This is a genomic window from Streptomyces sp. NPDC054847, assembly GCF_053610925.1.
The window spans coordinates 1-11413 of record NZ_JBSGZJ010000223.1; the positions used below are offsets into that span (position 1 = coordinate 1).

The following is an 11413-nucleotide window of genomic DNA, read 5'->3' on the forward strand; positions in this document are numbered from 1 at the left end:
CACGTCTGTCTGTGCGGCGCGCGTCAGCGCGTCAGCGCATCTTTCCGCCGCGCGGCATCCGCATGCCCTTGGGCATCGGGCCCTTCGGCAGCGGCATGTTGCTCATCAGGTCGCCCATCGCCCGCAGCCGGTCGTTGGCCGCAGTCACCTGCGGGCCGGTGAGCACCCGCGGGAGCTTCAGCATCGTGGTGCGCACCTTCTTCAGCGGCACCTGGCCCTCGCCGTTGCCGACGAGGATGTCGTGCACGGGGACGTCCACGACGATGCGGTTCATCTTCTTCTTCTCGGCCGCGAGCAGCGGCTTCAGCCGGTTCGGGTTGCCCTCGGCCACCAGCACGATGCCGGCCTTGCCGACGGCGCGGTGCACCACGTCCTGGTTGCGGTTCATCGCCACGGCCGGGGTGGTGGTCCAGCCGCGTCCCACGTTCTGCAGGACCGCGGCCGCCGCTCCCGGCTGGCCCTCCATCTGTCCGAAGGCCGCCCGCTCGGCGCGCCGCCCGAAGATGATCGCCATCGCCAGGAAAGCCAGCACGAAGCCGAGGATCCCCAGATAGACCGGGTGACCGATCAGGAAGCCGATCCCGAGGAAGACACCGAAGGTGACGATTCCCACACCCGCGACGACAAGACCGACCTTCGGGTCGGCCTTCCGGGTCATCTTGTATGTCAGGGCGATCTGCTTCAGTCGCCCCGGGTTCGCAGCAGCGTCAGCGCTGTCTGAATTTGCCTTCCTCGCCATACCCGAAGTTTACGTGGCCTATGACGTGCGGGTCGCCACGGCCTCCAGTACGTGCTGAGCCTCCACCCGGTCCTTGGCGCGGCGGCGGTCCTCGAGGACCGCGGTCCAGGCGTTGCGGCGGGCGGTGCGCTGGCCGGCGCCGAGGATGATGGACTCCATGGCGCGCAGTGCGCCGGTGACGGACGGGATCGGGTTGGCACTGACGTGGCGTGCCGGCACGGCCTGCATGGTGGCGATTCCCCCTCGGGGTGAACGGCGGTGAGTGGGAGCTGTGCGTGAGTCGAGCGTCACTGACTGGTGTTACCAGGGCATGACCGGCCGGTCAAACGCTGATGAAGGGTCGATTCGCGGGTCGTGGAGATCCGGAAACGAGAACGCGGCCCGTACCCCGCCCCCGACCTGCGGGGAGGGTGCGGACCGCGTCCAACCGGCCATTACCGGCCGGTAATTGCTTGTGCCTGAATTCACACAGCCTGGGCGGCGCCGGTGCCGGCATCGACGCCGGCGGCGGTGCCACGGGCCTCCATCGCCTGCTGGAAGAGACGGCCGGCCCGGTACGAGGAACGGACCAGCGGACCCGACATCACGCCGGAGAAGCCGATCTCGTCGGCCTCCTCCTTCAGCTCCACGAACTCGTGCGGCTTCACCCAGCGCTCCACCGGGTGGTGGCGCACCGAGGGGCGCAGGTACTGGGTGATGGTGATCAGCTCGCAGCCCGCGTCGTGGAGGTGCTGGAGCGCCTCGCTGACCTCTTCGCGGGTCTCGCCCATGCCGAGGATCAGGTTCGACTTGGTCACCAGGCCCGCTTCACGGGCACGCGTGATGACCTCGAGCGAGCGCTCGTAGCGGAAGCCGGGGCGGATCCGCTTGAAGATGCGCGGCACGGTCTCGACATTGTGGGCGAGCACCTCGGGACGCGAGGAGAAGACCTCGGCCAGCTGCTCGGGCACCGCGTTGAAGTCGGGGATCAGCAGCTCGACCTTGGTGTGGCCGCCTTCGCGGTCCGCGGTCATCGCGTGGATCTGGCGCACGGTCTCCGCGTACAGCCAGGCGCCGCCGTCCTCGAGGTCGTCGCGGGCGACGCCGGTGATGGTGGCGTAGTTCAGGTCCATCGTGACGACGGACTCGCCGACACGGCGCGGCTCGTCGCGGTCGAGGGCCTGCGGCTTGCCGGTGTCGATCTGGCAGAAGTCGCAGCGCCGGGTGCACTGGTCACCTCCGATGAGGAAGGTGGCCTCGCGGTCCTCCCAGCACTCGAAGATGTTGGGACAGCCCGCCTCCTGGCAGACCGTGTGCAGTCCCTCGCTCTTGACCAGTTTCTGCAGCTGGTTGTACTCGGGGCCCATCTTCGCCCGGGTCTTGATCCACTCGGGCTTGCGCTCGATGGGGGTCTGGCTGTTGCGGACCTCCAGGCGCAGCATCTTGCGTCCGTCGGGTGCGACTGCGGACACGACCGGCTCCCTACAGCTTCGATTCTTCGGCGAACACCAGGGTACGCCCGTTAAAAGTGCGGCCTTACGTTCGGCCAACCTGTGGCCACGGGACCGCATTCCCGCCCGCGTTCCGGGCCGGGGCCCCGGCCCCGCGGGACGGGGCCGGTTCTCCGGCTCAGACGGGCGTCTTCTCCGCCTCGGGGGCCGTCGTGGGCACCGCGTCACGCACGATCTCACGGGGCCGCGGCTCCGCGTTCTCCAGCACCTCCCGCAGGTGCCGCTCCAGCACGGGCAGCACCTCGGCGATGGTGATGTCGCGGCCCAGCTCGTTCGCGAGCGAGGCCACTCCCGCGTCCCGGATGCCGCACGGCACGATCTTGTCGAACCAGGTGTTGTCCGGGTTCACGTTCAGTGCGAAGCCGTGCATCGAGACGCCCTTGGCGATACGGATGCCGATCGCCGCGAGCTTGCGGTCCTCGCGGCGCTGCCCGGCGTTGGAGGGGGCGTACTCGGGGCCGTTGAGCCGCGGGTCGAACTCCTCGTCCGTCAGCCGGGGGTCGAAGTCCAGCGAGAGGCCGCCGACGGCCGGGCGCTGCTCCACCGGGTCGCCGAGCACCCAGACACCGCTGCGGCCCTCGACCCGGCTGGTCTCCACGCCGAACTCGGCGCAGGTGCGGATCAGCGCGTCCTCGAGGCGCCGTACGTGCGCGATGACGTCCACGGGCCGCGGCAGCTTCAGGATCGGGTAGCCCACCAGCTGGCCGGGGCCGTGCCAGGTGATCTTCCCGCCGCGGTCCACGTCGACGACGGGCGTCCCGTCCAGGGGCCGCTCACTGTCCTCGGTGCGCCGACCCGCCGTGTAGACGGGCGGGTGCTCCAGCAGCAGGCATGTGTCGGGAATCTCGTCGGCGAAGCGGGCGGCGTGGACCTCGCGCTGCTTCTGCCAGGCCTCCTGGTACTCGACGGCTTCGTCGCCGAACCCCAGTCGGACGAACCGCAGGTCACTCACGGCTGTGCCTCCCTCGAACCTCCGCCCGGTGATGACCGGGCCCCAGCCACTGTACGGCGGGCCGGAACCGAGTGGCCGGGCAGGGCGGACCGTCAGCTCCACGGTCCAGCGCCGCCGCCAATCCTCACACGATCGGATGAATCTGGGGCGAAGGCGGCGGAACAGCGATGGATGGCCGCTAAATTCGCGCCGTTCCTCCCCCAGGGCTTCTCCCCCAGAGCTACCTCCTGGGGGGACCCCAGGAGGTACCCCCATGGGCTGCTCCCGGCCCGGAAGGCAGGAGACGCCACAACCGATGACGGAACGGACCACCCCGCGCACCCCCAACCGGCAGCTCGCCGCGCTCATCGCGGAGGCCGGGTTCTCCCATGCCGGCCTCGCCCGCCGGGTGGATCAGCTGGGCCTCGAGCACGGCCTCGACCTTCGCTACGACAAGACCTCCGTGACCCGCTGGCTGCGCGGGCAGCAGCCGCGCGGAACGACGCCCGCGCTGATCGCGGAGGTGTTCACCCGCAGACTCGGCCGCCGGCTGTCCGCCCAGGACCTGGGGCTCGACGCCTGCGCCCCCGTCTACGCGGGGCTGGAGTTCGCCGCCACCCCGGAGGAGGCCGTGGACATCGTCAGCGGACTGTGGCGCAAGGACTCCGGCAGCCACGCGGAACTCCGCAAGATCGCTTTCACACCGGCCGGACTGGTCGTGCCCAGCCGGGACTGGCTGATCGGCGGCCCCGACGAACGCGTGGGCCGGGGCGAGGCTCACACCGGCTCCACCCGGGTGCCCCAGCAGGGCCCCCGGGTGGCCGTTCCACGGCAGCGCGGCGCGGGCGACCGGGGGCCCGGGCAGAAGGTCTCCGGCGGCGACATCGCGGCGCTGCGCGCCGTCGGCGAACTGTTCCGAGCCCTCGACCACGCCTACGGCGGCGGGCACGCCCGGCAGGCCCTGGTGCGCTATCTGGAGCACGAGGCGGAGCCGATGCTGCGCGGCACGTACGGCGAGACGACCGGGCGGCGCCTGTTCGCCGCGGCCGCCGACCTCACCAGGCTGGCCGGCTGGACCTCGTACGACATCGCGGCCCACGGACTCGCCCAGCGGTACTTCGTCCAGGCGCTGCGGCTCTCCCAGGCGGCGGGGGACAGGGCGTACGGGTCGTACGTGCTGGTCACCATGAGCCGGCAGGCCGTCTACCTCGGACACGGCCGGGAGGCCGTGCAGCTGACCAGGGTCGCCCAGCAGGGGGTGGGGCCGTCGGCCCCGCCGCCGGTCCAGGCGCTGCTGCACTGCGCGGAGGCCCGCGGGCACGCGGTGCTCGGCGAGGCGCGTGCCTGCACCGCCGCGCTCGTACGGGCCGAGCGCGCCCTGGAGGCCGCCCGGTCGGGGGACGACGTGCCGCACTGGGCGCGCACCTTCGACGAGGCACAGCTGGCGGACGAGTTCAGCCACTGCCACCGCGACCTGCGGCAGTACCGCAGCGCCGTGCAGCACGCGGAGCGCTCCCTCCAGCTGCGCGCCCCCGCCTTCGCCCGCAGCCGGCTCTTCTGCCGGGTCGTCCTGGCCTCCGCCCGGCTCGGTCTGGGCGAGCTGGACCAGGCGTGCGCGCTGGGCGCGGAGGCGGCGCTCCAGGCGTCCGAGATGCGATCGGTGCGCGCCACCGAGTACGTCCGCGAGTTCGAACGCCGGCTGGAGCCGTACCGCGACGCGGCACCGGTCCGGACCTACCGCGACCGGGTGGCCGCCCTCGGCTGACCCCGGCCGGCCGGCGGGCGGGGTGGCGGCCCCGCCCGCCTGTTCTCACGCGGCCCCGCCGGGGCTCAGGCTGCCGCGGTCAGCGCCGCTGCCGGGCACCCCGGCCGAATGCCGAAGTCGCTCAGCACCGCGTCCGCCGCCCTCCGCCCGGAGAACAGGGCGCCCTGCACCGTGCCCGTGTCGCGGTGGTCGCCGCAGACGTAGAGACCGGACAGCACCCGCACCGGGCGGCGCAGATCGTGCGGCGCCGGCATCGCGGGCACCGCCTCCGGGTCGTGGTGGACGGCGAGGAGCTCCCAGTCGTCCGTCGCCCTGCCGTAGAGATTCGCCAGCTGCCGCCGCACCCGGCGGTCCAGGTCGTCCGGCGGTGCGCCGAGCAGCGTCGAGGAGATCAGCACCCGGCCGTCGGAGGCCCGCGACGGATCGACTTCGCTCATCACCGCCGTGTGCGACACCGGCCCGCTCCGCTCCCCGGCCAGCACCAGCGACGGCTCCCCGAGCGGTGACTCGGGCGCCGTGTGGTGCACCACCGTCACCGCATGGAACGACGGCACCCGAAGCCCCGGCAGCAGTCCGGCCGCAGCCCGCGCCCCTGTAGCCAGCAGCACGGAGCGGCAGCGGATCTCGCCGAGCTCCTCCGTGGTCACGGACGTCGTCGCGATGTCGGTCACCCGCACGCCCGTCCGTACGGTGCCGGCCGGCAGCCCCGCCGCCATCAGCTCCGGCAGCGTCGCCGCGCCGCCCGCCGGCACGCACAGACGGCCGCGCGCGTAGCCGCGCAGCACGAGGTCCGCGCAACGGCTGGAGGTGCCGGTCAGCTCCGGATCGCCCAGCAGCGCCGACAGCAGCGGACGCAGGAAGCCGTCCACCGTGCGCGCGGGCAGGCCGCGCCCGTACAGCGCCTCGGCGGCGGACCGCTCGGGGCGGGCGAGGAGACGGTCGACGGGTGTCGCCGCGAGCCGCGCCAGGGACGCGCCCAGCCGGGCCTGGTCGAGCTGGCGGGGCCGAGGGGCGCTCGCGAGGGCGCGCGCGACGGAGAATGCGACCCCCGCGCCCTGGGCGGTGGGGGGCGATCCCCGTCCCGCGCCCCTCCTCGCGTGGGAGGAGCCCCACCGTCCCGCGATCCCCACCTCGCCGGTCCGCTGAAGCCGGCCCCCGCTGTGGACGAGCACACCGGGCGAGAACATCCGCAGGTCGGCGTCCCGGAGCACCGCGGTGCGGCGCAGCTCCGGGAACGCGGTACTGAGCAACTGGCCTGTCCGGTCGAGCCGGAAGCCGTCGAGCTGCGTGGTGGCCATCCTGCCGCCCACGACCGGGGCGGCCTCCAGGACGCTGACCGTGACACCCGCACTGGTCAGCCGGTGGGCCGCCGACAGTCCGGCGATCCCGGCCCCGACGATGACGACATCCGCATCATGAGCGGTGCTGAGCACGTGCCCCTCCCCGAGGTCGGCGCGGCTGGTGGGGAGCTCATGCCCCCAACAGGACCGAGGAATACCCGAGTTCGGTTCGAGACTAAAGAGGTAGGCGGCCCGCTGAGGTAGCGCACGTCGCGGAGCACCGGAGCGCGGGGGCGCACACCCCGCTCCCCCCGCCCGGACACGGTCTAGCGCAGCGCCGCCCGGATCGCGTCGTCGATGCGCGGGAAGGCGAACGGGAACCCCGACCCCAGCAGGACACCCGGCAGCACCCGCCCGCTGTTCAGCACGTCCTCCGCCAGCCCGCCCAGCACAACCCGCAGGGCCGGCGCCGGCACCGCGAACGGCGTGGGACGGCGCAGCACCCGGCCCATCGCCGCGGTCGCCTCCCGGTTGGTCACCGGCTCGGGGGCCGTCAGGTTCACCGGGCCCGACAGGGACTCCGTGTCGATGATGTGCCGCAGTGCCGCCACGGCGTCGTGCAGCGCGATGAAGCTCCAGTACTGCCGGCCGTCGCCCAGCCGGCCGCCGAGCCCCGCCTTGAAGAGCGGGAACATCCGGCCCCAGGCGCCCCCGTGCCGTGCCACCACAAGCCCCGTACGGGCCAGGGCCGTTCGCACACCCGCTTCTTGAGCCGGGGCGGTGGCCTCCTCCCACTCCACGCACACCCCGGGCAGGAACCCCTCCCCGGGCGGCGCGCCCTCGTCCACGGGCCGGCCACCCGTGTCGCCGTAGTAACCGACCGCGCTGCCGCTCACCAGTACCCGCGGCGGCGCGTCCAGGGAGGCCACGGCCTCCGCGATCGCCGCCGTGCCGAGGACGCGGCTGTCGCGGATCTCCTTGCGGTACGCGTCCGTCCAGCGGTGGTCGCCCACCCCGGCCCCCGCGAGATGCACCACGGCCTCGCAGCCGACCAGACCGGCCACGTCCACGTACTGCCGTGCGGGATCCCAGTGGACCTCGTCCCCGGCGCCGGCCGGGCGACGCACCAGACGCACGACCTCGTGCCCGTCCGCGCGCAAGGACCTCACCAGCGCCCCGCCGATGAGCCCGGAGGCGCCCGTGACGGCAATTCGGGTTCTCTGCATGGGCCCATCCTGCCCCGGTGGCCCGGCATGGCACAGTGGCCCCATGCCCGAGTCGCACATACGCCCCGCACGACATGACGACGACACGGAGCTGGGGGAGCTGGACCGCGCCACCTGGTCGCCCCTGCATGCCGTGACCCCCCGGCCGCAGCCGCCGTACGACTCGTTCTTCGACGCGAACCACCGCCCCGAACAGTTCCTCGTCGCCGAGGACGGGCACGCGGCGATCCTCGGCTACATCCGGCTCGCCGCGCCGACCCCGCTCGCCTGCAACCGGCACGTCCGCCAGATCCAGGGCCTCGCCGTCGCCGAGCGGGCCCGCGGCCGCGGTGTCGGGCGGGCGCTGCTGCGGGCGGCGTGCGACGAGGCCCGGCGGCAGGGAGCCGTGCGCATCACCTTGCGGGTGCTCGCCCACAACGCGCCGGCGCGGGCGCTGTACGAGGCGGAGGGCTTCGTGGTCGAGGGGATCCTGCCGGGCGAGTTCCACCTCGACGGCCGCTTCGTGGACGACGTGCTGATGGGCCGCGCCCTCACCGGCACCGCGTAGGCCGGGCCCGCCGAGGGGCCGACGGCCCGTCAGCCGCTGCCGAACCGCTCCCACAGCCGCGGGAAGCGTTCGGCGAGCACCGTGTCGTCGTCGAGGTCGAAGGGCGTGCCGGCCGGCTCCGCGGACTGCACGGGGATCCCCAGGTCGGGCGCGTCGGCGCCGGTCAGCTGCTCGTACGCCTCGTCGGCGGCGTAGCCCAGTTCCTCGCCGTCGCCGTCGATGTCCTCGTCGAAATCGTCCAGCAGTTCCGCCAGGGAGTCCGGCTCGTGCACCGCGCTCTCGAAGATCTCCCGGCCCTGCCCGATGAGCCAGCAGCGGAAGTAGTCGAAAGCGTCGTCGCTCGCCCCGTCGAGCAGCACCGCCGCGGCACCCCACACGTCCCAGTGGTAGGCGCGGCTGTAGCGGGCCTCGAAGTGCCGTGCGAAGTCCAGCACGGAGTCGGGGTCGAGCTGCAGCAGCCGTTCGACGAGCAGCTCCGCGTGTTCCTCGGGGTCGCCCTCGGCGGCCTCGCGGGTGCTGTCGATGATCTCCCAGAACTCCGTCTCGTCCATCACGGGTCAAGCATCGTGGTTGGCGGGGGCCGTCGCACGCGCAGCATGCCGAAACGCGGCTGTTTCGCAATACGGGGCTCCGGTCGGCCCAAGCCCGACAGAAGGTGTCCGGTTTCCGTGCGACGGTCGGCTCATGACGACGACGAACAAGCCGCTCGGCGGCAGGATCGCACTGGTCGCCGGCGCCACTCGTGGCGCGGGACGTGCCATGGCCGTGGAACTCGGCGCCGCGGGCGCGACCGTCTATGTGACAGGCCGGACCACCCGCACCAGCGTCAGCGAGGTCGGCCGGCCCACGGAGACCGTCGAGGAGACCGCCGAACTGGTCACGGCGGCCGGCGGCGAAGGCATCGCGGTGCCCACCGACCACCTCGAGCCGGACCAGGTGAGGGCACTGGTCCGGCGCGTCGAACGCGACCACGGACGGCTGGACGTGCTCGTCAACGACCTCTGGGGCGGAAACTTCCTGCTCGACTTCGACACCCGGATGTGGGACGTCGACCTCGAACGCGGGCTGCGGATGCTGGACCTGGGCGTGAGGAGCCACATCATCACCAGCAGCATCGCGCTGCCCCTGCTGGTCCGTGAGCCGGGCGGACTGGTCGTGGAGGTCACCGACGGCACCGCGGAGACCAACAAGGGGTTCCGCGAGAACTTCTACTACGACCTCGCCAAGAACGGCCCGATCCGGATGGCCTTCACCCTCGGCGAGGAGCTGAAGAGTGTCGGCTGCACGGCCGTGGCCGTCACTCCCGGCTTCATCCGCTCCGAGGAGATGCTCGACATCTTCGGCCTCACGGAGGAGAACTGGCGCGACGGTATCGACAAGCAGAAGCACTGGGCCCTCTCCGAGTCGCCCGTGTACCTGGCCAGAGGCGTCGCGGCGCTCGTCGCCGACCCCGAGCGGTCCCGCTGGAACGGCCTGTCCCTGGACAGCGGCCGGCTGGCCAGGGAGTACGGCGTGACCGACGCGGACGGCAGCCGGCCCGACGTCTGGGGATACATGCTGGCCGAACAGGCGGGCGGCACACCGGCGGTGGAGGACTACCGATAGAGGTCCCGCAGCGCGGCCGCCGCCCGCGCGAAGCGGTCCCGCAGCTCCGGCGGCCCGAGGACCTCCACCTCGGGCCCCAGGGACAGCAGTTGGCCGTACGCCACGTCCAGCGACTCCACGGGCAGCGTCAGCGTCACCCGCCCCCGGGTGTCCGGCGGGCCGGCCGCCGCCAGTGCCTCCTCGGCGGCGGCGCGGTCCGTCACGTACGGCAGCCGGCCCGCGCCGTCCTCGCTCACGCGGACGACGGCCTCCGCGCGGAGGATCGACCGGGCGAACTGCGCGGCACGCTCCTGCCAGAAAGCCGCCAGCTCGAAGTCCTCGTCCCGTTCGAACCGCTCCCCGTCCGCTTCCACCGACGAGAACCGGTCGATGCGGTAGACCCGCAGCGTGTCGTCCGCCCGCGCGCACAGGTACCAGACGCCCGCCTTCAGCACGAGCCCGTACGGTTCCAGCCGCCGTTCCACCTCGGTGTCCCTGCGGCGGTACGTGGCCCGTACGCGGCGGTCGTCCCAGACGGCCTCCGCGAGGACCGGGAGCAGTTCAGGGGTCTTCGGCTCCTGGTACCAGCCGGGGGCGTCGAGGTGGAAGCGCCGGGCCGCGGAGTCGGGCGCGTTCCGCAGCGAGGGGAGCAGCGCCGCGGACACCTTCAGGCGTGCCGCGGACGCCGCGTCCTCGAGTCCCATGTCGCGCAGCGCGCCCGGCAGCCCGGACAGGAACAGGGCCTCCGCCTCGTCGCGTCCCAGACCGGTGAGCCGGGTGCGGTACCCGCCGATCAGCCGGTATCCGCCGGCCCGGCCGCGGTCCGCGTAGACCGGGACTCCGGCCTCCGACAGGGCGAGCGCGTCGCGGGTGACCGTGCGCTCGGAGACCTCCAGCTCCCTCGCGAGCTCGGCGCCGGTCATGGAGGGCCGCGACTGGAGCAGCAGGACCATCTTGATCAGCCGGGCAGCGCGCATGCCCCCATCATCGCGCAGCGGGTGCCAGCGGTACCTGGAGCTCCGTCACCCACTTCTCCTTGTCCGGCGGGCACTCCAGATACACCTCGCGGGCGTAGCCGGCGGAGTGGTGGCCGCCGGCGTCGATCCAGCGGGCCAGGTTCTGCTCGGTGGGCATGATCGTGTCCATCGGGCCGCGGTGCACGATCGTCGCGGCCCGCTCCACGGCGGGGAGTTCGGCGATCTCGAAGTCCGGTCCCGGCTGTGTCTCCGCGGAGACCGCGCACCCGGCGTGCACCACGATGCCGTCACCGTCCGGCGCGTCCTCGTAGTAGGCGATGCCGGGTCCGGCGGGGGTGACGCCGGCCGCCTTCAGCCGGGTGAACAGCTCGTCGTACAGCGGGCCGATCACCGGTCCGATGTGCTCGGGGGCGTAGCTGGCGGCGACGGCGGACAGTTCGGCGACGCGGACCGCCGGGGTGCTCTTGATCATGACGTCCTGGGTGGGCATACGACCCTCGCTCTCGATCGACCGGAGCCTCGCCTCGACCTGCGCCAGCCTGGCGGCCGCCGCGGCCATCGCCTCCCGCAGTTCCGCCTCCCGCAGCCTGAGCATCCCGCGCAGCTCCTCCGTGGTCACCTTCTCCTCGAGGATCTGCCGCACCTGCTGAAGCGTGAAGCCGAGGTCCTTGAGGGCGATGACGCGGTTGAGGGTGGCGAGCTGGGCCGCGGAGTAGTAGCGGTAGCCGCTGAAAGGGCCGGTGTGCTCGGGACGCAGCAGCCCGACCGCGTCGTAGTGACGCAGCATGCGGGCCGACACACGGCCGTGCCTGGCGAAGTCTCCGATGGTGAACATGACGTCTCCCAGTGCACGGCTTCACACGGTGTCAAGGTC

At 72.7% G+C, this 11413-nt stretch carries 12 protein-coding genes; 3 read left to right on the top strand and 9 right to left on the bottom strand.

The features are described 5' to 3' along the window. Positions 1 to 31 precede the first annotated feature (31 nt). The 4 genes from ACWGH4_RS21365 to lipB form a co-directional block, all read right to left on the bottom strand. Positions 32 to 739, bottom strand: a complete 708-nt coding sequence (locus ACWGH4_RS21365) for a DUF4191 domain-containing protein (protein ID WP_453463157.1) — start codon at positions 737 to 739, stop codon at positions 32 to 34. Between the two features lie 18 nt (positions 740 to 757). Then, positions 758 to 967 (bottom strand): SCO2195 family GlnR-regulated protein, encoded by a 210-nt coding sequence (locus ACWGH4_RS21370; protein ID WP_307705989.1) that lies wholly within the window; start codon positions 965 to 967, stop codon positions 758 to 760. A 236-nt stretch (positions 968 to 1203) separates the two neighbouring features. Then, entirely contained in the window at positions 1204 to 2190 is a 987-nt protein-coding gene (gene lipA / locus ACWGH4_RS21375) for a lipoyl synthase (RefSeq protein ID WP_453463160.1), read from the bottom strand. Between the two features lie 157 nt (positions 2191 to 2347). Continuing rightward, on the bottom strand, positions 2348 to 3181 hold the full coding sequence (gene lipB / locus ACWGH4_RS21380; RefSeq protein ID WP_453463163.1) for a lipoyl(octanoyl) transferase LipB: 834 nt from the start codon (positions 3179 to 3181) through the stop codon (positions 2348 to 2350). A 295-nt stretch (positions 3182 to 3476) separates the two neighbouring features. Here lipB and ACWGH4_RS21385 point away from each other — a divergent pair, with 295 nt between their 5' ends. Then, positions 3477 to 4925 carry a regulator gene (locus ACWGH4_RS21385; protein WP_453463166.1) on the top strand — a complete coding sequence of 483 codons (1449 nt, stop codon included), beginning with the start codon at positions 3477 to 3479 and terminating at the stop codon, positions 4923 to 4925. Positions 4926 to 4990: 65 nt separating this feature from the next. Here ACWGH4_RS21385 and ACWGH4_RS21390 read toward each other — a convergent pair whose 3' ends face one another. Continuing rightward, positions 4991 to 6358 (bottom strand): NAD(P)/FAD-dependent oxidoreductase, encoded by a 1368-nt coding sequence (locus tag ACWGH4_RS21390; protein WP_453463168.1) that lies wholly within the window; start codon positions 6356 to 6358, stop codon positions 4991 to 4993. A gap of 173 nt (positions 6359 to 6531) precedes the next feature. Then, positions 6532 to 7431 (bottom strand): TIGR01777 family oxidoreductase, encoded by a 900-nt coding sequence (locus ACWGH4_RS21395; protein ID WP_453463171.1) that lies wholly within the window; start codon positions 7429 to 7431, stop codon positions 6532 to 6534. Between the two features lie 43 nt (positions 7432 to 7474). Between ACWGH4_RS21395 and ACWGH4_RS21400 the strand changes: the two genes are divergently transcribed. After that, on the top strand, positions 7475 to 7978 hold the full coding sequence (locus ACWGH4_RS21400) for an N-acetyltransferase family protein (RefSeq protein WP_453463174.1): 504 nt from the start codon (positions 7475 to 7477) through the stop codon (positions 7976 to 7978). A gap of 29 nt (positions 7979 to 8007) precedes the next feature. Here ACWGH4_RS21400 and ACWGH4_RS21405 read toward each other — a convergent pair whose 3' ends face one another. Further along, entirely contained in the window at positions 8008 to 8529 is a 522-nt protein-coding gene (locus tag ACWGH4_RS21405) for a DUF4240 domain-containing protein (protein WP_453463185.1), read from the bottom strand. A 133-nt stretch (positions 8530 to 8662) separates the two neighbouring features. Here ACWGH4_RS21405 and ACWGH4_RS21410 point away from each other — a divergent pair, with 133 nt between their 5' ends. Continuing rightward, positions 8663 to 9583: an SDR family oxidoreductase gene (locus ACWGH4_RS21410; RefSeq protein WP_453463177.1), complete on the top strand. Its 921-nt coding sequence runs from the start codon at positions 8663 to 8665 to the stop codon at positions 9581 to 9583. On the opposite strand, the gene ACWGH4_RS21415 is transcribed toward ACWGH4_RS21410, so the two are convergent. Continuing rightward, positions 9574 to 10539: a helix-turn-helix transcriptional regulator gene (locus ACWGH4_RS21415; RefSeq protein ID WP_453463179.1), complete on the bottom strand. Its 966-nt coding sequence runs from the start codon at positions 10537 to 10539 to the stop codon at positions 9574 to 9576. The two genes, ACWGH4_RS21410 and ACWGH4_RS21415, sit on opposite strands and share 10 nt — an antisense overlap. A 7-nt stretch (positions 10540 to 10546) precedes the next feature. Next, on the bottom strand, positions 10547 to 11374 hold the full coding sequence (locus ACWGH4_RS21420) for a MerR family transcriptional regulator (protein WP_453463182.1): 828 nt from the start codon (positions 11372 to 11374) through the stop codon (positions 10547 to 10549). Positions 11375 to 11413: the final 39 nt, after the last annotated feature.